The sequence below is a fragment of the Lacunimicrobium album genome, from assembly GCF_052161635.1.
GTDB lineage: Bacteria > Planctomycetota > Planctomycetia > Planctomycetales > Planctomycetaceae > SXPC01.
Genome location: NZ_CP197413.1, coordinates 3423490 through 3446244 on the forward strand (window position 1 = coordinate 3423490; position 22755 = coordinate 3446244).

Sequence of the window (22755 nt, forward strand, 5' to 3'; positions counted from 1 at the left end):
CCCCAGACCGCTACGCAAACCGGATCAGCAGATCCCCTGATTGAATCTGCGTTCCCGGCTTGACCAGAATCTCTTCGATCACGCCGTCTGCCTGGGCATACACAGTCGACTCCATTTTCATCGCTTCCAGGCTGAGCAGCTTCTCCCCCTTCGCAACCGTCTGACCGACCTTCACCGCGACCGCGACCACCATCCCCGGCATCCCGGCTCCGACGTGCTTGGGGTTCTCGCTGTCTGCTTTCGGGGCTTCTTTCTGGGTGACGCCCTGGGCCTGATCGAGCACGGTCACATCGCGTGGCTGGCCGTTGAGTTCGAAGTACAGCGTCCGGCGTCCATCTGCATACGGCTCGCTCATCGTCAGGTACTTCGTGATCAGAGTCTTTCCTTCTTCGATATCAACCGAGAACTCCTCCCCCGGCTGCAAGCCATAGAAGAAGATGGGCGAAGGAAGACCGCTGACGTCCGAGTACTTCTTCTGGAACTTCGCGAAGTCTTCAAAGACGCGTGGATACAGCAGATAACTCAAGACATCCCGCTTGGTCGGCTTTCGCTCCTGCAGGTCCAGCAGATGGGCTTCGGCTTTCTCAAAATCAGCCGGCGGCAATGATTCTCCTGGACGCTGAGTCAGGCCGGACTCACCACGCAGGACCTTCCGTTTGACCTTCTCGGGAAACCCGCCCGGCGGCTGGCCCATCATTCCGCCGAGAAGATCGACCACCGAGGCAGGGAACGCCAACTCGCGATCTGGGTCGAGGACCTGATCGATCGTCAGATTTCCCGACACCATGAAGAGCGCCATATCCCCGACCGCCTTGGACGTCGGCGTCACTTTGACGATATCGCCGAACAGCAGATTGACCTCTGCATAGGTCTTACAAATCTCTGCCCATCGATCTGCCAGTCCCAGCGAACGGGCCTGCTGGTACAGGTTCGTGTACTGCCCGCCGGGCATCTCGTGGATATACAGGTCACTCGTCGCGGGGAGGACTTCGCTTTCAAAGGCTTTGTAGAATTCGCGCACGCCCAGCCAGTAGGTCGAGATTTCATCGAGCTTGGCGTTATCCAGTCCTGGCGCACGGTCCGTAAAGTTGAGGGCTTCGGTGACGGTATTCAGATTCGGCTGCGACGTCCCTCCCGACATGGACGCAATCGCCACGTCCGCGATATCGAGTCCGACCTCAGCCGCGTTGAGAATCGAAGCCGCCTGAATCCCCGCGGTGTCATGCGTATGGAAGTGAATCGGGATGCCGACCTCTTCTTTGAGTGTCTTCACCAGCAGACGAGCTGCGGCGGGTTTGCACAAGCCCGCCATGTCTTTGATCGCGAGGAAATGGGCCCCGCGTTTTTCGAGATCCCTGGCCAGATCAACGTAGTACGCGAGGTTGTATTTCGTCCGCTTCGGATTGAGGATATCGCCTGTGTAACAGATCGCTGCTTCGCAGATCCCGCCGGCTTCGAGGACCGCGTCCATGGCAACCTGCATGTTGGTCACCCAGTTGAGGGCATCGAACACGCGGAAGACATCCATCCCCGCCTGCACCGATTCCTTGACGAACTCGATGACGATGTTGTCCGGGTAGTTCGTGTAGCCAACGGCGTTCGAGGCTCTTAGAAGCATCTGAAACAGAATATTAGGCACTCGTTCGCGCATGTCAGACAGTCGCTGCCAGGGGCATTCTTTCATGAACCGCATGCTCGTATCAAAGGTCGCTCCGCCCCACATTTCGAGCGAGAACATTTCCGAACAATGCCGCGCATAGACGTCTGCGATGTTGAGCATGTCGACTGTTCGCAGACGAGTCGCGAGCAATGATTGATGCGCATCGCGAAAGGTCGTATCGGTGACGAGCAGCTTCTTTTCTTTGAGGACATGATCCGCGAGAACCTTGGCTCCTTCGCGCAGATAGATCTGTCGATAGCCATCCGGGATCTTGGCGTTCTTATCGAAGACAGGGACCGCAGCCGGTTCTCGACGGGTCGCGACCGCGGCGTTTTTGACTTCGGGATTCCCGTTGACGATTGTCTCGCCGATATAGGTCAGCAGTTTTTGCGCGCGGTTCTGACGCGGCTTGAAGTGGAACAGCTCGGGCGTCTGCTCGATGAATCTGGTCGTGCAGTTCCCATCGAGAAAGACCGGGTGGGCGATCAGCTTCATCAGGAACGGGATATTCGTCTTCACGCCGCGAACCCGAAACTCTGCCAGCGTCCGTTCCATCTTGCGGACCGCATCGTTGAATGTTCGTCCGCGCGCGGTCACTTTCACGAGCAGTGAGTCGTAATACGGGTTGATGACTGCCCCGGAAAACGCAGAGCCGGCATCGAGTCGAATCCCCATCCCGCTGGCAGACCGGTAGTGAGTGACCCGTCCATAATCAGGCATGAAGTTGTTGGCAGGGTCTTCCGTCGTGACGCGACACTGCACTGCAAAGCCGCGCGAGGTGACCTTCGATTGTTCGGAGAGATCAATGCGCGGATCATCGAGCCCGACACCCTGCGCGACGAGAATCTGCGAGGTGACCAGATCGACGCCGGTTGTTTCTTCGGTGACGGTATGCTCGACCTGAATGCGCGGGTTGACTTCGATGAAGTAGAACTTGTTGGTCAGTGCATCGACCAGGAACTCCACCGTCCCTGCTGCGTAATACCCGACCTGCTGGCCGATCTTCAAAGCGGCGTTGCAGATGTCTTCACGGAGCCCGGGATCCAGGTTCGGAGCAGGCGCGATTTCGACAACCTTCTGGTGACGACGCTGGACCGAGCAGTCCCGTTCGTAAAGGTGAACCAGTCGGCCGTGCTGATCACCCAGAAGTTGGACCTCGATATGACGGGCCTTCTCGATGAACTTCTCGATGAAGGTGTCCGGGGATCCAAACGCGGACTGGGCTTCCCGCTGAGCGGTCTCGAAGGCTTCTTTGAAGTCTTCCTTGCGTGTGACAACTCGCATTCCGCGACCGCCGCCACCTTTGGCGGCTTTGAGAATGATCGGGTAACCGAGCTCATCCGCTTTCGCGAGTCCTTCCTGGGCGGAGGTCAGCGGGTCTTTGGTTCCTCCAAGAATCGGCACGCCGGCCGCATCCGCGATGTGCTTCGCGGCGGTTTTGTCGCCTAGCTTGTGGAGCGCCTCCGTACTCGGCCCGACGAAGATGATCCCTGCATCCCGACAGGCCTGGGCGAAGTCCGGGTTCTCCGAGAGGAAACCGTAGCCGGGGTGAATTGCATCGACCCCTTTCTCAACCGCGAGCGCGACGATGGCGTTGATATCCAGATACGCTCGAATCGGCTCGCCCGGCTTGCCGATCTGGTAGGCCTCATCAGCTTTGAAACGGTGCAACGCGTAGCGGTCTTCGTAGCTGTAGATCGCGACCGTTCGGATCCGCAGTTCGGTTGCGGAGCGAAAGACACGAGTCGCGATTTCGGAGCGGTTGGCAACGAGCAGTTTCTTGATCGGGCGAATCGACATGAGCGGCTTTTTCCGTGATCAGGGTCATCAGTACTCAAGGGATGTTTGTGGCAAGATTGTCGTGAAATCTCGTGCGAAATCTCACTATAACTGCCCGACACATCAAGAGCTACTGAGGTTTCCCCGTTCATTGGCAGACAGAGCGTCTGAGATTTCCAGCAGCATTTGCGACGATTCGGGTGGCTGGGAAAATGCTCAGAAAGAATTCACCACAGAGGCACGGAGGACACAGAGGAAGAAGGAAACTGACGATGTTCCTGACTTCCGTACTCTGTGACCTCTGTGCCTCTGTGGTGAACCTGTCTTCGGGCTTTGATCGGCTGGTGGCTGACGTGTTGATTCTACTCGCCTTTAATCCGTTTCCCCCTGCTCTGGTTCGTCGGGTGGTTGTTTCAGGTCTTTCAATCGTCCTGACTTCACCAGCGTTTGTCGGAGTAAGAATTCGATCTGGGCGTTCAAGCTGCGAAAGTCATCCTCGGCCCATTGGCGCAGGGCCTCGAGGACTTTCGGATCGGTTCGCAGAAGGAAGGATGTTCGTGGCATGATGTTTCAATCGGCCTGGAAACAATTGGGAGGGCGAACCTCCGTGTGAGCCGCTTCTTTGCGTTGCGAAACGTCAGCCGTGTGTTGGACATCGACGTCCATGACCGTGATCAGCCTCCTGCACACGACACGAGGTCAGTGCACTTCCCGAGGCTTTGCAACGCAGGACAGCGGCTCGGACGGAGCCTCGCCCTCCCATGGGTGAGTTCAAGAAACTTAATACATAGATCCCGCATTCACGACCGGCTGGGTGTGTCGATCGCTGCACAGGACGACCAGCAGGTTGGAGACCATGTGGGCACGTCGTTCATCGTCCAGCTCGACAATCTTGTCGCGGGAGAGATGGTCGAGAGCCATCTGAACCATGCCGACGGCTCCTTCGACGATCTTCGCCCGGGCTGCGACGACCGCAGAGGCTTGCTGACGTTGCAACATCGCGGCGGCGATCTCCTGAGCGTAGGCCAGATGGCTGATCCGGGCTTCGATGATTTGAACGCCAGCTTTTTCGAGGCGTTCCTGAATATCATGCTGGAGTTGCTGACAGACTTCCTGAGTGTTGCCACGCAGCGAGACTTCGTGGTCTTCGCTGTCGTACGGGTGACGAGTCGCCAGGTTTCGCAGAGCAGCTTCGCTTTGAACGGCGACGAAGTCTTCATAGTCATCGACTTCGAAGAAGGCTTCCGCGGTGTTGACGACTTTCCAGACGACGACGGCCGTGATGTCGATGGGGTTACCGTCCCGGTCGTTGACCTTGGAGGCCTTGCCGGAAGAACGTGCTTTTGCCTGGACGACTTGTCCCTGGGCATCTTTTGATTCTGGAATGGACCGCGAACCTGTTTCGAAGTTCCGCACTCGCAGCGAGATGGGCTGCTTGGAGTAAAACGGGTTGACCCAGAAGAAGCCGGATTCACGAATCGTTCCAACATACTTTCCGAACAGCAAAAGAACGCGAGCGTGATTCGGCGGGATCGCCAAATATCCGAAGCCCATGATGAAACCAACGATCAGCGACGCAGCCCCTCCGATGAGCCCCAGCAGAAACGGACCTAAGTTGTCCGGTGTCGACATCCCCATCAGGACGAAGCACGCGGGGGCGGCGACGAGAATCAATCCTAAGTTGACGGTGAGGGGGAACCAGCCCGACGTCGGGCGAATAATGTTTTCGGTGACCATCTTTTGTCTCTCCTGAAGTTGAACCTGTTGCGAGGCCATATCAAAGTGATATCACATTGATATAACGCTGTCGAGAAGTTTTTGGATCAAGTTATTCAGAATATTTCTGACGAACAGGCGAGAATGACTGGTTCCTCCAGACGCAAGCGAGAGGGGACGAGCGATGTGACGCCAGTTTTCACACAGCGTTATTTAGCGTGTGTGTGTGTGTGTGTGTGTGTGTGTGTGCCACGGCCGTGTCGGCCGTGAGATTTCAAATAGAGCGTCAATTCAACTCAGCACGGCTGACACATCCGTGGCACACGCGAGTCAAGCGGTTGGGGCGAGTGAGTTGGCGAGGTGTTCGGCTAGTAAGCGGCCGGACAGGAGAGCATGGTGGATCGAGCCGATGGTGGACTGGTCGCCACAGATGGAAATGCCGTTGAGGCTGGTCCAGGGTTGATCGGGTAGCGAGGTCGAAACGGAGAGTTCGGGGAGGGCATCCGGAATGCGGATGTGCTTGAGGAAGGTCCAGGTCCCAGCAGATTCGCCGTACCATTCGACGAGCTGTGAACGGACCGCAGCGAGAAGCTCGTCAGCGTCCTGTTCGGTCGATTCAATAGTCGAGACGGAAATCAGATGTTGATCTGCCGGGGAATAAGTCGGCTGGACCATGCTGGGGACGCAGAGGGTATTGATCGGCCCGGTGCCCGTGCCATTGAGAACGAGGAGCGATTGGGTCACGGGCGGGGTCTTCGTCGTGAAATAAAAGCAGTCCGTTCCACGGGTCGGACGGGTTATGTATTCGGGAATGAGCGAAGCCGTTGCCTGGGACGACGTCGCGAGGACGACTTCTTTTGCAGGGAGCTTGCGTCCTCCTTCGAGCGTCACCGATTTTGCATCGACCGCGACGACTTTGGTCGACAGCATGACGCGCTGCTCGGGAAGCGACTCGGTCAACTGGCGAGGGACAGCCTGCATGCCGTCGCTGGGTAGGGACGCATAGCCACGGGCAAACATCGAAAGAACAAAGCGGGCCATCCAGGCTGGCGTTCGCAGTTCGGATTCTAAAAAGACACCCGAGAGAAACGGCCGAAAGAATTTTTTGATCACCCGGTCTGAGAATGTCTGCGACAGCCATTCTCTGGTTGTGATCTGCATCAGAGCAGGTTCGGGATCGGTATTTTTCCAGCGGAAACGCTCGCGGGCGATTTTCAGTTTATCGCCTATACTGCCGACCGGAGAGATCAGGTTCGACATCGTCACCGAGGGAAACGAGTACCATGGCGAGCGAAAGGGATCGACGAAGTGATGAAAATTGCCAGACGTGCGGATGATGGCGCCGGGCTGGAAGAAACGCAGGCCAAGGCGTCTGGAATCGAGGGTTTGTCGGACTTCCGGATAAGCCGTCGACAGGACCTGAAAGCCCCGATCGAGCAGAAAGCCCTGATACTCTTGTGTTTGAAGTCGGCCACCCGTTACGTCGGAGGCTTCGATCAGAAGAAAGCTGACGCCGCGCCGGGAGAGCGCGTTCGCACATGCCAGACCAGCTAAGCCGGCTCCGACAATGATGACGTCAGCATCCTGCATGGGGAACTTTCCACGTGTGATTCGGGCGTCTAATGGACAGAGTGGGTTGTTTCAGTGTAAAGGAGTTTCCCTGTCAGCGGGATTGATCCGGGTCCAGTCGTAGCGATTTTTCCGGAAATGGAATTCGGGTTTGCGTGCCTGCTGAAACGACTGTGACGATATTCTCCGAGTCTGATATTCACATTTTCCCGCGCCGGGGATTTGATAATTGCAAATCCCATGGAATTAGCCTTATCATTGAGGGTTTACCAAACCATTTCGTTGTCTCCGAAGTTCACGCCGGGATGTCTGTTCGGCTTGAGTTCGGCATTTCTGTTGGTTTCATGAGTTCAGGTCCGATGATGGGCCATGTTGGGAATCTGCATGTCTACTGAGACAAATCCTCAAGCCCAGAGTGATCCTCAGGCAAAAGCGCCGGAAGCTCCCCAGGTCGACGATCACAAGGAACAGATGCAGGCACTGGTTAAGCTGGGCGCACGGATCCAGCGAGCCGCCAACCGTTCGATCTATACCATTGACCTGTCCAATACTGAGATCCAGGCTGCTGACCTGTCGCTGCTGACGCCGTTCAAAACGGTCCGCGAACTCTCATTTCACAATACGGCGATCACTGCTGCGGATCTGAGTGTTCTCGACGAGCTGAAGCATCTTTCCAAGGTCGATCTCTCTTTCACCAAAACGGAATCCGCAGGTGTCGAGAAGCTGCGTCACTTCCCTCGTCTGGTCCAGATCGACCTGGAACGCACCCAGATCAATAACGATGCCATCGAGCATCTCGAAAAGCTGCGTCATCTGCGCGAACTCAATCTCTCAACAACCTCCATCAGTGATCAGGGACTGAAGTCCGTCAAAGAAATCAAGTCGCTGACGGAACTGAATCTCTCGTTTACAGCTGTCACTGATGCTGGCATCAAGTATCTGCGTGAGTTGACCAAGCTGGAAAAAGTCTGGCTGGAAAACACCAAGATTGGCAACGCGTCCGTGGCTGATCTGGCGGTTCTGACTTCGCTGCAGACGATCATCGTTTCTGGAACTCAGGTCACAGACGAAGGGGTCGCGAGCCTCCGCTGGATGCGCCGACTCAGAGATATCGGCCTGGCCCGGACGAAGATCTCGAACACCTCGTTGTCGCACTTGTCGAAGATTTCCTCACTGGAGCGGATTTCGGTTGAATCGACGACAGTTTCCGACGGAGGGATCTCTGAAATTCGACGACTTGCGAACCTGCAGGTCATCTCGATTCGCGGGACGAATGTGACGACGACCGGGGTCAAAATCCTGACCGACGTGAATCCACGCTGCAAAATCATCGGACGACGGGATGCCACCGTCTCTGATGCCCCGCACTTGACGGCGATGGCTGATCTTAAACTGCTCGGCGCAGGCCTGAAGTTGAGCAAGCAACGGGATATCATTGCGGTCATTGCGAACTTTCGCAGTAACATGACCAATGAATCGATGGTTCAGATCGGTAAGCTGCGCAGACTCAAACGCCTAAATCTCTCTGGGAGCCCGATCAATGATCAGGGTCTCGACCAGATCCGTGACTTGATTCAGCTGCGTGAACTGTTGCTGAACAATACGCAGGTTACTGCCAAGGGAATGGAAACGATCGAGTCGTTCCATATGCTTGAACACCTCGAGCTGCGAGGAATCAATGTCGATGACACTGCTGTCCAAGTGCTCCAGACTCTTCTTCACCTGAAACACCTTCAGCTCAATGGTGGCAAAGTCACCCCCACTGGCCTGCAGCCTCTGAAGCGGCTGAAACGGCTGGAAATCTTAACGCTGACTTTCTGCGAGAGCATCGACGACAGCATCTTTGAACTCATCGAGCAGCTGCGGTCACTACGTGTCCTGGACTTGCGCGGCACAAAAGTTACCGCCGAGCGAGTGAAACAGGAACGTGAAAAACGTCCCGAACTCGTGATCAAATTTGAATAGTTGATCAACGACGTTTGCAGGCTGTCTGCTCTACCGGTATTTCTCGGGGCGTCTTCTCCAACGCCCCGATTCGATCAGGTCTATTCGCCCAGACCTGCCTATCACGACGAGATTGAGAACAGCACGACGACTGTGGCTCGCTTGAAATTTCACGAGCAAGCGGATTACTTCACCGACACATATCTGTCAGATGAAGACGAGAGATCACTTCTATCGGTGATCTAAACAGCGCTTTCGACCTGCTGACGGACAGCAGCCATCGCAGGCTCGTCCGTTTTGCGAGAAGGCTGGGCTGCGAATGCTTCTGCTCGGTGAACAGCAACAGAGGCTGGGGCTGTGATCCCGAGTTTCACGCGGTTGTTGGACGCGTCGAGAACTTTGAGCGTAATGCCCAGTTCGGGGATAACAATTTCCTGATCAATCTTCCTGGAGAGGACGAGCATGACAACTTCCTTGTCTCTATGTAACTGACATCAATGACAGACATCACAAGACGATCCGTCCAGCGTCTACACGCTATTACGATTTCTGGCCTTTCTTAGATGCGAAAATCTGGATTCCAAATCCCAAAATTCACGAATTTTTTCAAAAGTCAGACCAAATCGTTAAAGTCTGTCAACATATTTTAGAAAGTTGTCTCAACGAGTAAAGGTCCGTTTTGCAAGAAATGCAATAATCCGAAGCAAGAGAATTGACAAAGCTCGACGCCCCTCAACTGTGTACGGTTTTCCACGCGTTTTTCGCGAGCACAACTGATTGCAAATTCGCTGTTTACGGCAATGTTCAGTACGGCAATTCGCGAGGCAATTATTCTCAGAGCAACTAAAGCGTTCAGCTGCGGTGATTTAACTCAGTTGTCAAACATTTTACCGTTGTTCAGGTCTTCTGAGCCTGACAGCGTCTCTCCGCTCGCCTGAATCACATTACCTAGAGGGGTTCCGACGGGCGATCCCAGAGTCTCTGGACGCGTTAATTGCTCACCTAAAGCAATCTTTGTATCACATTTCTCATAGCGGGCGACTGCCTCAGGGATCAGCTTACGCAAGTCGGATGCCCGACGTTCGTCCGAGGGGTGGGTCGAGAGGAATTCAATCGGCTTGTCTGCTCCTTGAGCTGCGGCAAAGCGTTCCCAGAAACGGGGGGCTTCGCGCGGGTCATAACCGGCGTCGGACATGAGCATCAGGCCGATCTGGTCGGCTTCGCTTTCGTGGTGACGACTGAACGGCAGGGAGATGCCGTATTGTGAGGCGGCACCGTAGACAGCCATGACCAGTTCGCGGTCGTGGGCTTCCTTATCCTTGGTCGAGGTTTCGATCATCTTCTGGATGCTGTTGATCAGAGCGGTCTGGCTCATGCGCTCCCCGCCGTGACGGGCCAGGACGTGAGCGACTTCGTGCGACATGACAACAGCTAAGCCGGCTTCGTTCTGACATACATCGAGAAGCCCTTCGTAGACGGCTACTTTGCCGCCAGGGAGCGCAAAGGCGTTCATGTTGGGCGACTCGATCAGGTTGAATTCCCACTTGTAATCAGGACGACCTGCGACAGCGGCGATTCGATGGCCGACGCGTTCGATGATTTCCTTATACTTCTCGCGGGACGAGATTTTCTCGGTGTTGAGAATCTCCTGATAGCCCTGCTCTCCCATTGTGATTTCATGCTGTTCGGGAACAAGCATGATCTGTCTGCGACCAGTCAAAGGAGTGGTACGGCAGCCGGCCAGTTCGAGAAACCCAAGGAAAACCAGCCCCATGAGCATCGTCATGGAGGTCAGGCGTGACATCGTGCAGCGGGATATCATCGCGGTTTCCTTGAAGTGAAATGGCCGTTTCGATCAGGGATCGATGGAAGACGGGTGACGTAAAAACAGCGACGAATCTTAAATCTGCCGCATTTTTGGGACAAGACCGCCCACCAGCTCGGACGACTTTGCGTCCAAAGTTACAAACTCGCGGGCATGTATGATGTGTGATTCGCGATTCCGATCGGCATTGAGCGGGAGCTTCGCAAGTTCTGCGAAGCGATGCCTCTGCTTGTGTTATGGCGGAATTCCGCTATGTTACGTGTTTGACTTTATGGATCGTCGGAATGGTGACGGACCGCCGTGCGCGGGATGTTATTGGGCCAGCCGACTACACTTCATTCTTGATGTTTGTCGGATCAAATCGACTCCGGATCAACCCATGGACCAGAAACCAACACAGACTTCAACGCCTGTCAGCCTTCCTCAAGTGACGGGGGAGGCTCCGTTGCAGCATCACCATCAGGTCGACAATCGGACCGAACTGGAAAAGTTCGTCACGAGGTCGGTCGGTGAGATGCAATCCAACTGGGACGGCTTTGGCAGCAAAGTTGTGCTGTACCTGTCGCTGGGACTGCTGTTGATTGCCGCGGTCGTTTATTGGACGCGGACCAAAGACAATGAGCAGATCGAAGCCTGGTCGAGTCTCAACCTGGCTGGTTCCCCTGTTGATTTTGAAACGATCGCGACGAACTTTCCCAATCTCCCTGCTGGCCAGTGGGCCGCGCTGCAGGGTGCTGATGGCCACCTGACGATGGCGACTCAGATGATGTTCCAGGATCGTAAGTCGGCTCCTGCGGAACTGAAAGCTGCTCGCGATGGTTATGAAGGGATCCTCAAGGGGGGGAACTTCCCTGTGGAAATCAAACAACGAGCTCAATACGGCCTTGCACGCGTTCTGGAAACGTCATCAACGGGCGATCTTGAGCCTGCGATCAAAGCCTATGAAGAAGCCGTCAAACTCAGCCCTGACAGTGTCACGGCTGGTCTTGCTAAAAAGCGAATTGAAGAACTGAAGCAGCCGGGCGCCAAAGAATTCTATGCCTGGTTCAGCCAGCAGAATCCTGTTCGCGAAGACCTGGAAGCTCCTAAGGATGGCCAGACTCCTTCGACGAGCTTAGCTCCCGAAGCCCCGATGATGAACTCGACGCTGACCAATCCGACTGGCTCGACGACATCGCCTACGATGACATCACCATTGAGCGATGCCCAGACTTCGACGACCGCTCCGCCGCTGATGGCACCTCTGTCGGCGCCAGCGACTTCGGCTGATCCTGCCTTCAACGGCACTCCGGCAGAAGCTCCTGCGACGACACCAGCAACGGAAACATCAGCGACCGAAACACCAGTCACCCCCGCACCGGCTGCGGAAGCTCCCATGAAGGAGGAGCCCAAGACGGATGCTCCTGTTCCGACTCCAGCGACGGAGTCACCTTCTACAACGCCCGAAGCCAAACCGGCTGGCGAATCTCAGCCAGCAGCCCCTGCCACGACCGAGAAGCCAGCTGAGCCTGCTCCGGCGTCCAATCCTCTTTAATGCTGTCGCTTGACGACGCAGGAACCCTCACGTGGATTTCGACCGTATTCTTCCTGAGTCCGATGAACAGCGTGAGGACATCACCAGCGAGATTGCCCCGCTTGATGATGACTTGGATCTGACACCTGTTGCGCTCGAGCAGTCGTTTCCAGGGGCTCCTGTTGATCTGACTGTCGAAGCTCGCGCCCATGGGTGGCGAGTGGATCATTATCTTTCCAAGCTGTACTCGAATTTCTCACGCTCCCTGCTGCAAAAGGGCATCGATGCGGGTGGGATTTTTGTCAACGGGCTGGTCACACGCTCGGGGCGACGCCTGCGAGTCAATGATCGCGTGACCGGGCATCTGCCGGAGAAGGTCGATCAGGAGATCAAGCCTGAGCCGATTCCGCTGGATGTGATCTTTGAAGATGATGTGATCGTCGTCATCAATAAGCCCGCTGGTCTGATCGTGCACCCGGGACGCGGGAACTACTCGGGAACGCTGGCCAACGCGCTGCAGTTCCACTTCAACGAGCTGTCGGATGTGGCTGGGGCGCATCGTCCGGGGATTGTGCACCGCCTGGACCGCGATACGACGGGTCTGCTGCTGGTCGCCAAGAACAACCAGATCCACGCCCTGCTCTCCAGCCAGTTCGAGCAGCGGACGGTGAAGAAGCAGTACTGTGCGATCGTCAAGGGTGTCGTCAACTTTGACACGGACTACATCGAGACACACATGAAAACGCACTCGCGGTTTCGTGAGCTGATGATGGTGTGTGCCCCGGAGCCGGACGCCCGTGAAGCGATCACGTACTACGAAGTCGAGAAGCGGTTCCGCAAATGGAGCTTCGTTCGCCTTTATCCGCATACCGGACGGACGCACCAGTTGCGGGTCCACATGCAGTACATCGGCTACCCGATTCTCTCAGACGTGCAATACGGCATGAAGCCCGTCATGCACAAGAGCGACCTCCTGGGGGGTGCGCCACCGAAAGACGATGAAGACCCGATCTATATCAAACGCCAGGCGCTGCATGCTCACGTGCTGGAGTTCGATCACCCGGTCACAGCCGAGCGAATGCGATTTGAAGCTCCGATTCCTGCGGATATGCAGGGGGTGCTGGATCTGCTGGAGCGCGAGGGTAAGTAAAGAGATAAGACTGGAACGCAGAGTTCGCGCGGGGGAAGAGAGAGGTCAACGCGAAGTCGCGACGACGCAAATAGTTAAATGAATATCGTTTTGGTGCGGTTCGAAGACTCACCAGCACCCTACATTTCCCGTGAGAATTGGATTGCCTGAATAAGCAGACTCCAGGAATGGTGATTTACCTTTTCCTGCCTGCTTCCATCACCAGTTCACATCAAACCGCGTGGCGAGTATGTTGGACGTCGTTGCGCCGTAGACCGTTTCTTCGCTGGTCATTGGGTGGATCCAGTCGAGCTGCATTCTCACATGGTCCGACCAGTACCAGTTCACGCCGAAGGTGAAGTCGTTGTAGTGACCTGCTCCCAGTTCGTCGGCTCCCAGGTAGGAATAGCGTGCTTTGAGTTCCCAGGCTCCCCAGCCTCGGCATCCATCTTTGGCGAACACCATCGAATTTGGCGTGACCCGCCCGAACGCGGCTCCGTACATCCCCATCGTTTCGTATTTGCGATGTTCTCCCGTCAGGAAGTAGCTACCGAACAGGTAAGCCCCGTAGGTGAGCTGGCTGTCCTGGTTCGAGAGATTCACCTGCGACAGATACGCTTCCGATTGCACCGAGAAGGGACCGTTGACCACTGCGAACTCCAGGTTTCCTGTGACATAGGAATCGGCCAGCAAGGCTCCGGTATCAATCAGTCGAGGGCCGTCGTGAATCTGCGGCCTGGCGGAAAGTCGGTAACGGCCGTCTTGATCATTGGTGAATAAGATGCCCGCTCCCGTGTGGATCAGCGTCTCGCCGTCGTCTTCGTACACAGGCAGCCAGGTGACCCGTCCGCTGACCCGGACTCCCTGATTGTCATCGATCCGCTCTTTGCTGGCGTCCGAAATCGAGTCGAAGAAAACACCTCCCGTCCAGGTGATCATCTCGTCTTCCGTGGAATTGTAAGACGCGATGCCGACTTCTCGACTGACAGTGAAAACGTTCTGCGTCGGAATTGATCGCTCGAGAAACGTCAGGTTCGTCCCGCCGATGGACTGCTCCAGGCCAAACGGGACGAAGAAGTTCCCGACACGCAGCTTCCCCAAAACCGGCAACTCTTTGATGGAGAAAAACGCGTCCTTGATCTCCGGTTCGCCGTAGAGCGTTGTGTTTTCATTCCCCATCGATTCTTCTTCGAGCGTCAATTGAAGACGAAACTCATAGACTTCATAGCCGGTTCCATCCGCGGTCAAACGCAGACGTCGAAATTCAAAATAGTCATGGGCATCGTCAATCGACTCATCTGCCGAGACCCAGTTGATGTAATCGCCATCAATGACCCCGCCGAGTTTGACATCCCATTTCCGCTTCGATTCCGGAATGATCCCGGGAGATGCTTCCTGGGGGCGGAAAGCAGGACTCGCCATTGCGGAGGTTTTGTCGGCTGACGTTTCCAGCGTGGAGAGTCGTGCTTTCAGGCGATCCACTTCCTCGACCAGATCAGCATATTGTGGATCAACGAGCGCGTTCTCAGGAGGCGGCGGAAGGAGCGCAGCATCCTGACCTTGCGCGGGACTCGCCAGCGTAAGCATGAGGATGATCAACGTAACGCAGTGCGCAAAGCGTGACACAAAAGGACTTTACTGCCGAGGGGAGGCGTCGGGGACGTGAGTCTGGGCGGGATATGATGGGGGAGTATTCCTAGGATCGACCTTTCTTGGGTCGAAACTGAAATTCGATTAAAGATTCTCGGAAAGTTGTCCAGAGGATTTCACGGGCCTACGATGCGACGTCCCGCCCCCGCGTGTGCCACGGCTGTGTCAGCCGTGCCGAGCGCTCCAACAAGCGATGAATTCCTAACGATTGTCGACCGGGGTGACTGGGGTCAGGATCGATAGCTGCCCCCAGCCACCCGCCGAGTGAGCTAGCCAAAACGCACGGCCGACACGGCCGTGGCACACGAAACCTAGCCCCCCGCAGCCCTTCGCTCTTCCAGTTCTGCGGTCAGATACAGCAGGGGATTGTTTGTCGATTCGGCGTGTTGTTTGAGCAGGCCGAATTGTTTGGCATCTCGGCAGAAGTCGTTGAAGGCGCTGCCGTGGACGCGTTCGTCGGTCAGGTACTGGAGGACCAGCGGGCCTGCTTGTTCATACTGCTTCAGTCGCGCGAGCAGGTCGATGACGACCAGTGCCGACAGCGAGCGGTCTTGATCTTCGTCTGCCTGTTCCATCTGCTGGCGGAAATAGCCGACGCCCCCTTCGACATCTTTCCCCGAGACGACATCGAAGAAGTGACGATGCGCGACGAAGAAATCTCCGAACGGCGGGTCGCTGTGAGGCAGCAGGTCGCGATTGAGGTGTTCGCCATAGAAGAGGAGGTCATCGAGCAGCGTCAACTGCGACGCTTCGCTGGCCAGGCAGCGGGCGAAGCGGATGACCGACGAAAGATGCGACAGGTCCGTATGATACCCACCCGCTTCAAAGACCCAGGGAAACTGCACGATCAGTTCACGCAGCGTCATGTCTGGCGGGAGCATCGCGACTTTTTCTTCGACATGACGACGAACCGCATGCGTCAGTTCTTCGTGCATCGCTTCCACGAGAAAGGCGGCGGCTTTCATACGGACGGGCAGCGACATCTGCAGATAGATCTGGTCGAACGCGGTCACGGTGTTGCACATCCCGCTCGATCGCAGCATCATCTTCAAGCCATGCGCCGGGTTGACCAGCTCATAGACTGCGATCTGGATGATCTCTTCGGACTGGTCATCGTGTGCCCCATCGGCGGGAACTTTGGCGATCGCATCCGCGACCGGGCCTGGCTGATTGATGACGCGGAAATACTGCCACGCCTGGCTGATCTCGTGCTTATCGAGCAGCTCGTGGCCCAGTTTCTCAAGCTCGGCGATGTAGCGACGCTCGAACTCATCTTTGAAATGATTCGGGACATCGTCGAACGACGTCAACCTCGTCAGCGGCAAGCCGAGTTCATAGCGGTGCTTGAGCAGGCGGGCCATGAGCAAGCCGTGGGCATCGCGACCGCGTGACTGAGTCGCGATCAACTGCTCGATCGCCTGCTCGGGAGACTGATTGGTCAGGGTCTCGCGAAGGGAGGTGATGGTCTCGCTGGGCATGGAAGTGAGCTTCCCAAGGAAATGGAGTGTGTTGTGTTCGTCGTGATTCATTCGGGAGGGCGAGGCTCCGTCCGAGCCGCTGTCCCGAGTTGCAACCAGTAATCGACGAATCGACTTTGGATGGTGTTCAGGAAAAACGAATACCGACGAAGCCATCATCATCGGATTCTTGTTGGAGTTTCGCAACGCAAAGGAGCGGCTCAGGCGGAGCTTCGCCCTCCCGGAGGAAATCCGCTTCACGCTTATTACGGATAATCTTCCGCGTGTCGTTTCTGGGCGATGCGGACGAGTAGCGTTAACAAGACTGCGACGACGATCAGGCTGAGGATCAGGGTTGCTGGGCCGTAGACGATGTGTCCTTCTTCGAGTTTCACGAACGACGACACGCCCGGGCTGAACGAGGTCGCGAAGAAGTTTCGCTCGTACAGGACTGCCAGGCCGTTGTTCATGACGTGAAAGACAACCGGCGCGAGCAGGCTGCGGGCCCCGACGGCGAGCAGTCCCAGGACGATTCCCAGCAGCGAGGCATTGAAGACCTGCTGCGGGATCATGTGCATCAACCCGAACAGAAAGCCCGAAAGAATCACCGGCATCCACAGCTTCTTCGAGTCCTGAAATCCTCGCAGGATAAACCCGCGGAAGCAGACTTCTTCACACAATCCCGGAGCCAACGAGAACGTCAACAGGATCAGCCAGAACGGGATGTTGGGATCCTTCATTGCGGACAACGCTTCGATGGCATGCTGAGGCAGTTGGGGGAAGAAGCCTGCGAGGAGTTCCTGCAACTTCAGCGTGAGCGGATGGACGAAGATCGGCAGCACGAACGCAATCAACAGCACATCAAAATGAGGCACCTTCAGCCGCAGCGTCTTGAGCGGATTCGATGTCAGCATGATCGCCATCAGGATCGCAGGAAACGCGATGATCACCAGCTGTTGAATGACCAGCAGTTGAATCATCCGAATGCCTGCCTGCCCCGGCTCAACGCTACCGAGTGCCTGGCCGAAGTAGTTCATCATGAAAAACTGCAGCAGCATTGTCAGGACGAAGCAGAAAGCGGCTTCGGTAAAGCTCGGCGTTTCCCCCTTGTCTCGCAGCAGGTGTCGCAGCCAGAGCTTGAGCTCGAATCGCTCGGCTTCACGGAACAGGACATCCTCGCGTTTGAACTGCTCGATCGCGAAATACAGGGCCACGAATGAATAGAGAAAACTCGTCAACAAAACGGCAGGAGCATAGATCAAAAGCGAGTTGCTGCCGCTGGTGTCTAACAACAACCCCTTGAGCAGAAGCGCTGGCCCCATCACCGGCATGAAGCTGAAAAACGACGTCAGCTCAACCGCGGGCGACAGGCAGAAGACCGTCAGCCCCATCGTCACGATCAATAGCGGCGTCAGATAATACTGCCCTTCTTTGCTGCTCTTGGCGAAGATCGCAAACGCGAGACTGAGTGCACTGAAGAGAGCCGCCAGCGGAATCGCCAGCAGTAACACCCAGAACAGCTGGCTGAGTCCTGGCATCGCGACATCGCCGAGCGCCGACAGGTTCTGTCGTCCTGCTCCCATGGAGAGCATGTACGTGCCGGTAATCCCCATGCTGCACAGGTTGAGTAACGCCGTACAGATACTGAAGAGCATGACGGTCAGAAACTTCCCGATGACGATTTCTGGTCGTGTCGCCGGGCAGATGAGCAGGGTTTCCATCGTTCCGCGTTCCTTCTCGCCGGCTCCCAGGTCGATGGCCGGATAGAACGCGCCTGTGACAGACATGATGATCAGTAACGCAGGAAACAGCTTGCTCCAGACGTTGGCGGAGATCTGCTCATTCTGGGCGACGTCGATCCGCATCAGATCGAGCGGATTGGACAGATCGCCGGGCAGGTTCGCTTCGTCCAGGCGAGCGGAGAGAATCGCGCTTTCCCACTGCTCGAGGGCATCATTCACGCGGGCATACGCGATCCCCGATTTCTCGTCGGCTTTGTTATAGAGAATGATGGGGCGAAGCCGGGTGACGTCGCTTCTGGCGGCGTTGTGGTTCGCCAGGAGTTGGTTCGTTGCCTTGAGTTGTTCGGCAAACCCTTTTGGGAAGATGATCAGGACTTCGGCTTCGGTCGTATGAAACTGGTCTCCGAGGCTGATCTGCAGTTGGTCGAGCGTCTGGTTGAGCTCTTTTCTTTTCTCATCATCGGCCTGGTCAAGTTGTTCACGCAACGTGCGGTATTCATCCGCTTTCTGGACCAGGAGTTTTGATTCTTCGATGATCGTCTGAGGAGAGTCTCGAAGTCCAAATGCTTTCCGTTCCTCGTCCGTCAGTTCTCTGGTCTTCTCGGTGACGACGACGATCTTCGCGGCGTCGCTGGGGACATCGAACCAGCGGGCGTCGATTCGCATCCCGTCTTCACTCAACAGCGAAGGAGCCGGCAGATCATCGATCCCCAGAATCGCGACCGTCCTCGACTGCTCGGAAAACAGCAGCGTCATCTGCAGCATCCCGATCCCCAGCGCCGGGTACAACAGCAGCGGCAGCACCGCAACCATGAACAACGTACGACGATCCCGCAACTGGTCATTGACCTCGCGGTGGAAAATCAACTTGATATTACGCCAGCTCATGGGAGATTTTTACCACGGAGGACACAGAGGAGCACAGAGTCTCACAGGGAACACCAAGTGAATATTCTTGAACCTTCAGTCCTTTTCACATTTCGATTTATCGGTATGGGTGAAGTTTTATCAAGAGGTATCGTCAGGAAGCACTGTTCGCTCTCTGTGAACCCCTGTGTTCCTCTGTGCCCTCTGTGGTGAAACTCTGCTTCAGCTTCGCCTCGTGCATCCCGATCAGGTCGAAGAAGAGTTCTTCCATGTCAGGCTGCTGGTAACGCTGGGACAGATCCGGCAGGGTTCCCTCGGCGAGGATGACCCCTTTATAGATCACCGCGATCCGGTCGCATAGCTTCTCGACTTCCCGCATGATGTGGGTCGAGAAGATGATCGACTTCCCCTGGCTTTTGAGAGACTCAATCGCCTTGAGGACAGCGCGGGCAACGAGGACATCCAGCCCCGAGGTCGGCTCATCGAAAATCAGCACGGGCGGATCATGCACGATCGTTCTCGCGATGGAAACCTTCTGCTTCATCCCGGTCGACATCTTCGAGCCGAGGACATCCCTGATGTCATTCATCTGCAGCAGGTCGAAAATCTCATTGAGCCTGGCCTGCAGTTTGTCTTCCGGCAGGCCATACAGACGACCGTAATACTCGACGAGTTCCCAGGCGGTCATCCGGTCGTAAATGCCGGTATTGTTCGACATGAAGCCGATATTCTGACGCACCTGCGTCGGCTGCTTGACGACATCATAGCCCGCGACGACAGCCGTCCCCGACGTCGGCTGCAGCACGGTACTGAGGATCCGCAGACAGGTCGTCTTGCCGGCTCCGTTGGGCCCGAGAAGACCGTAGATCTCCCCCGGCTTGACCTCAAAGCTGACATTTTCCAATGCAAAAACATGGCCGCGACGCAAGTCGGCAAAGCTCTTCGACAAATTCTGTACGCTGATCATAAGCGGTTGTCGTTTTTCTTTAGAGCTGTCGTGTGGAATAGCTCCGTGGGGAAACGTGATACTCTGGGCAGGAATTTTCAAGTCCCCAGAATTCTACCATCCTCCCGTACCCCAGACAGCCAAGCCAAGACCTCATTTCGATGACTTTGGCAAACCTCACAGATCCGTCACAACATGACGATTATCCCATTTTCTCCAATATGAAGCGGCCAGACAACGTTTGCACCCAACCACCCATCCGTCCCGAGTGAGAGTGGGGATCGGGACGGGCGGTGTGGGGACAGGTGGTTTCAGAACGGGTGGTCCAGCCGTTCATGGCTGGATCGGCGCAGCCGACAAGATACGTCACCATACGCGCCCATGTGCCCTCACTTTACGGGTGCCACTGGCTGTGCCAGTGGCTTCAATCCGTGTGAAACAAGAAGCAAGCAGCAGAGTCTTTATTCAGGACAGCATGTCGAGCACCGTTCGGCACTGGCACAGCCAGTGGCACCCGAGGGGAGGCGATGGCGAATGACGTAGTAGAGTTGAGTGAGGCCGCATGGCGCTGGCTTCTTGTGAGCTGCGCTCACCCAGCCATGAACGGCTGGGCCACCCGACCGCAGAACACCAACCAGCGTGAGCCGTCCCTACAGGACGGGAGGTGGTGGTGTTGTCAACGAACCCAGGGCTTCACCCTGGGCTGACAGATGACGGCCCTTCAGGCCTCAGAACAAAATGCGTTCAGTCGTCTTCACCAACTACGAAACCACCGGCAGCGCCAGCGACACGTTCTTCAACCCGGCCCGCTCGACCTTTGCGGTCACTGGCTGGCCTTCTTCGTACTGATCGAGGTACTGATAAAAAACGTTCCGCTGACGGGGGATGTAGCCCAGGTCGATGATGCAGCGGCGGATTGTTTCTTCGGTCAGGTGGTAGACGGTTCCGGCCTGGGAGACGACGTTTTCTTCGATCATTAGGCTCCCCATGTCGTTGGCTCCGAAGAGGAGAGCGAGCTGGCCGATTTTTTCTCCCTGTGTCACCCAGCTCGACTGGATGTTCGGGATGTTGTCGAGGTACAGACGGGCGACCGCCTGCGTCTTGAGATACTCGAACGCACCGGCCGGCGGAATGTGAGACATGTCGGTGTGATCGGGCTGGAAGGTCCAGCAGATGAACGCGGTGAAGCCGCCGGTTTCGTCCTGCAGTTGTCGCAGTCGATCGAGGTGTTCGATCCGCTCAGCGAGCGTTTCGACGTGGCCAAACATCATGGTCGCGGTCGACTTGCCACCCATGTTGTGCCAGACCCGATGGACGTTCAGCCAATCATCGGTCAGCACTTTGCCCCGCGTAATTTCCTTGCGAACGCGATCGACCAGAATCTCGCCGCCACCTCCCGGCAGGGAACCGAGGCCGGCGTCCTTGAGACGCTGCAGGACCGTCTCCAACGGCAGTTTGGCGATCTTTGTGAAGTGGTGAATCTCGGGGGGCGAGAAGCCATGGACGTTGAAGCCGGGGAACTCGGCTTTGATGTCGCGGAGCATCTCTTCGTACCACTCGAGCGTCAGCTTGGGATGCAGGCCCCCCTGGAGGAGAATCTGCTCGCCGCCCAGTTCGATCGTTTCGCGGATCTTCTGATGCAGTTCCTCTTTGGTGAGGACATACACATCCGCATCCGTCGGCTTGCGATAGAACGCACAGAAATCACAGACCGCCGTGCAGGCGTTCGTGTAGTTGATGTTGCGGTCGATGTTGTACGTGCGAAATGGCTCGGGATGCAGGCGCATCGTGACGGCGTTGGCGGCCTGGCCGATGCCGGTCAGGTCGTGAGACTGCAGCAGCTGCAGGCCTTCTTCGGGAGTCAGTCGCTCGCCGTCAGCGGCTCGTTGCAGCAGCGAATCGATAGGGGGATTGACCTTGGTGATCATGTCGGTGTGTTTCTGCCAGATGGGCTTCCAGATTGGTAACCAGTTCGTGATACAACGCGAGACCATGACGCTCTGCCGAGCCGAGCGTGAAATGCAGATGTTTTCCAAGATAGGTTTCGATGGTGCTGACGGGAAGCTTCAGCAGCGGTGATTCACGCTGGGAAATCTCGTGAATGCGTGAAACGCCCAGATCGCGGGCCGCGGACAACGTCTTCGAGAGGTCCTCTTCGTCAGCTCTCGACTCACGGGCCACCCACATCGCGAAGACAAACGGCAGCCCCGTCCAGCGGAACCACTCGTCTCCCAGATCCCAGACATCGTGAAATGTTTCACTCGGCTCGAACATGGCCCGGTCGCCGATCATCAGGATCGCATCCGCGTTCACTTCTTCGGTCGATTGATGCAACGGAAACGGCAGCCGCTCCGGCAGCACTCCGTAACGCTCATAGAGCATCACTCGGGAGAGCATCGCACTCGTGCGTGACCCTTCATCCAGGGCCAGCGTCTTGATGTCTCCGAAGGGAACTCGCGTATACAGCTTCACGCTGAGCACCGGCCCTCGGGCGGCAACGCAGGCATCGGAGATGATGGCATAGTCGTCCCCACGCAGGTATTCCACCGAAGGAATGAGGGCGACATCCAGTTCACCATTCTTCAATTGATCAGCCAGACGGGAGGGATAATCCAGCGTCAACATCCCCGCAGACAGTCGCCCTGAAAGCCCTTCGATGAGCGGTTTGGAATTCAGGTAACTCACTGCCCCGATCCGTGGGGCCGCTTTGTCGCGGGGCATTCGTTTGCTCATAGAGATCATGGCGTCACACTCACTACAATCAGAAGGGTCATTATAGGCCCACCGCAAGGGAGTACAAGCGGAATCAATTTCCGCGTCAGCCCACATGCACCTTCGCTTAGCTAACCGCCATCCACGCTGAAACGTAACAGCCCAGAGACTGGAACGCAGAGGGAACAGAGTTGAGCGGAGGTCGCAGAGGAAACGGGAATTTTCAACGCTAAGGCGCCACGACGC

Annotated in this window: 15 protein-coding genes; 3 read left to right on the forward strand and 12 right to left on the reverse strand. The window is 56.3% G+C overall.

From position 1 onward, the window contains the following. Positions 1-10: 10 nt before the first annotated feature. From SH248x_RS13520 to SH248x_RS13535, 4 genes are all read right to left on the reverse strand, one after another. The gene (locus SH248x_RS13520) at positions 11-3460 is read right to left on the reverse strand and encodes a pyruvate carboxylase (protein ID WP_459554811.1); all 3450 of its coding nucleotides are present in this window, start codon (positions 3458-3460) and stop codon (positions 11-13) included. A gap of 351 nt (positions 3461-3811) precedes the next feature. Beyond that, the gene (locus tag SH248x_RS13525) at positions 3812-4003 is read right to left on the reverse strand and encodes a type II toxin-antitoxin system antitoxin (protein WP_459554812.1); all 192 of its coding nucleotides are present in this window, start codon (positions 4001-4003) and stop codon (positions 3812-3814) included. A gap of 216 nt (positions 4004-4219) precedes the next feature. After that, a complete protein-coding gene (locus SH248x_RS13530; protein ID WP_459554813.1) occupies positions 4220-5176 on the reverse strand; it encodes an SPFH domain-containing protein in 957 nt (318 codons plus the stop codon). Positions 5177-5485: 309 nt separating this feature from the next. Next, positions 5486-6745 (reverse strand): protoporphyrinogen/coproporphyrinogen oxidase, encoded by a 1260-nt coding sequence (locus SH248x_RS13535; RefSeq protein WP_459554814.1) that lies wholly within the window; start codon positions 6743-6745, stop codon positions 5486-5488. A 363-nt stretch (positions 6746-7108) separates the two neighbouring features. On the opposite strand from SH248x_RS13535, the gene SH248x_RS13540 reads away from it, so the two are divergent. Next, a complete protein-coding gene (locus tag SH248x_RS13540; protein ID WP_459554815.1) occupies positions 7109-8689 on the forward strand; it encodes a leucine-rich repeat domain-containing protein in 1581 nt (526 codons plus the stop codon). A 221-nt stretch (positions 8690-8910) separates the two neighbouring features. On the opposite strand, the gene SH248x_RS13545 is transcribed toward SH248x_RS13540, so the two are convergent. Next, positions 8911-9132: a carbon storage regulator gene (locus tag SH248x_RS13545; protein WP_459554816.1), complete on the reverse strand. Its 222-nt coding sequence runs from the start codon at positions 9130-9132 to the stop codon at positions 8911-8913. Positions 9133-9539: 407 nt separating this feature from the next. Continuing rightward, the gene (locus SH248x_RS13550; protein ID WP_459554817.1) at positions 9540-10490 is read right to left on the reverse strand and encodes a M48 family metallopeptidase; all 951 of its coding nucleotides are present in this window, start codon (positions 10488-10490) and stop codon (positions 9540-9542) included. 382 nt (positions 10491-10872) lie between these two features. On the opposite strand from SH248x_RS13550, the gene SH248x_RS13555 reads away from it, so the two are divergent. Both SH248x_RS13555 and SH248x_RS13560 read left to right on the forward strand, forming a co-directional pair. Further along, positions 10873-12027, forward strand: a complete 1155-nt coding sequence (locus SH248x_RS13555; protein ID WP_459554818.1) for a tetratricopeptide repeat protein — start codon at positions 10873-10875, stop codon at positions 12025-12027. Between the two features lie 31 nt (positions 12028-12058). Continuing rightward, a complete protein-coding gene (locus SH248x_RS13560; RefSeq protein ID WP_459554819.1) occupies positions 12059-13156 on the forward strand; it encodes an RluA family pseudouridine synthase in 1098 nt (365 codons plus the stop codon). 198 nt (positions 13157-13354) lie between these two features. Here the strand turns inward: SH248x_RS13560 and SH248x_RS13565 are convergent, their stop codons facing one another. The 6 genes from SH248x_RS13565 to SH248x_RS13590 all read right to left on the reverse strand — a co-directional run bounded on the left by SH248x_RS13565 (position 13355) and on the right by SH248x_RS13590 (position 22518). Beyond that, positions 13355-14761 carry an OprO/OprP family phosphate-selective porin gene (locus SH248x_RS13565; RefSeq protein WP_459554820.1) on the reverse strand — a complete coding sequence of 469 codons (1407 nt, stop codon included), beginning with the start codon at positions 14759-14761 and terminating at the stop codon, positions 13355-13357. 335 nt (positions 14762-15096) lie between these two features. After that, positions 15097-16263 (reverse strand): hypothetical protein, encoded by a 1167-nt coding sequence (locus SH248x_RS13570; RefSeq protein ID WP_459554821.1) that lies wholly within the window; start codon positions 16261-16263, stop codon positions 15097-15099. Between the two features lie 245 nt (positions 16264-16508). After that, positions 16509-18872, reverse strand: a complete 2364-nt coding sequence (locus tag SH248x_RS13575) for an ABC transporter permease subunit/CPBP intramembrane protease (RefSeq protein WP_459554822.1) — start codon at positions 18870-18872, stop codon at positions 16509-16511. Positions 18873-19005: 133 nt separating this feature from the next. Then, positions 19006-19818, reverse strand: coding sequence for a P-loop NTPase family protein (locus tag SH248x_RS13580; RefSeq protein ID WP_459554823.1), 813 nt, complete (start codon positions 19816-19818; stop codon positions 19006-19008). Between the two features lie 740 nt (positions 19819-20558). Further along, positions 20559-21725, reverse strand: a complete 1167-nt coding sequence (gene mqnC / locus SH248x_RS13585; protein WP_459554824.1) for a radical SAM protein — start codon at positions 21723-21725, stop codon at positions 20559-20561. Then, complete coding sequence (locus tag SH248x_RS13590) at positions 21673-22518, reverse strand: menaquinone biosynthetic enzyme MqnA/MqnD family protein (RefSeq protein ID WP_459554825.1); 846 nt, start codon at positions 22516-22518, stop codon at positions 21673-21675. Before SH248x_RS13590 ends, mqnC begins: the two co-directional genes overlap by 53 nt. Between the last annotated feature and the right edge of the window lie 237 nt (positions 22519-22755).

Coding starts and splice junctions, on each gene's coding strand:
- SH248x_RS13520 (WP_459554811.1), bottom strand. CDS start 3,460: ATGTCGATTCGCCCGATCAAGAAACTGCTCGTTGCCAACCGCTCCGAA.
- SH248x_RS13525 (WP_459554812.1), bottom strand. CDS start 4,003: ATGCCACGAACATCCTTCCTTCTGCGAACCGATCCGAAAGTCCTCGAG.
- SH248x_RS13530 (WP_459554813.1), bottom strand. CDS start 5,176: ATGGTCACCGAAAACATTATTCGCCCGACGTCGGGCTGGTTCCCCCTC.
- SH248x_RS13535 (WP_459554814.1), bottom strand. CDS start 6,745: ATGCAGGATGCTGACGTCATCATTGTCGGAGCCGGCTTAGCTGGTCTG.
- SH248x_RS13540 (WP_459554815.1), top strand. CDS start 7,109: ATGTCTACTGAGACAAATCCTCAAGCCCAGAGTGATCCTCAGGCAAAA.
- SH248x_RS13545 (WP_459554816.1), bottom strand. CDS start 9,132: ATGCTCGTCCTCTCCAGGAAGATTGATCAGGAAATTGTTATCCCCGAA.
- SH248x_RS13550 (WP_459554817.1), bottom strand. CDS start 10,490: ATGATATCCCGCTGCACGATGTCACGCCTGACCTCCATGACGATGCTC.
- SH248x_RS13555 (WP_459554818.1), top strand. CDS start 10,873: ATGGACCAGAAACCAACACAGACTTCAACGCCTGTCAGCCTTCCTCAA.
- SH248x_RS13570 (WP_459554821.1), bottom strand. CDS start 16,263: ATGCCCAGCGAGACCATCACCTCCCTTCGCGAGACCCTGACCAATCAG.
- SH248x_RS13575 (WP_459554822.1), bottom strand. CDS start 18,872: ATGAGCTGGCGTAATATCAAGTTGATTTTCCACCGCGAGGTCAATGAC.
- SH248x_RS13580 (WP_459554823.1), bottom strand. CDS start 19,818: ATGATCAGCGTACAGAATTTGTCGAAGAGCTTTGCCGACTTGCGTCGC.
- mqnC (WP_459554824.1), bottom strand. CDS start 21,725: ATGATCACCAAGGTCAATCCCCCTATCGATTCGCTGCTGCAACGAGCC.
- SH248x_RS13590 (WP_459554825.1), bottom strand. CDS start 22,518: ATGCCCCGCGACAAAGCGGCCCCACGGATCGGGGCAGTGAGTTACCTG.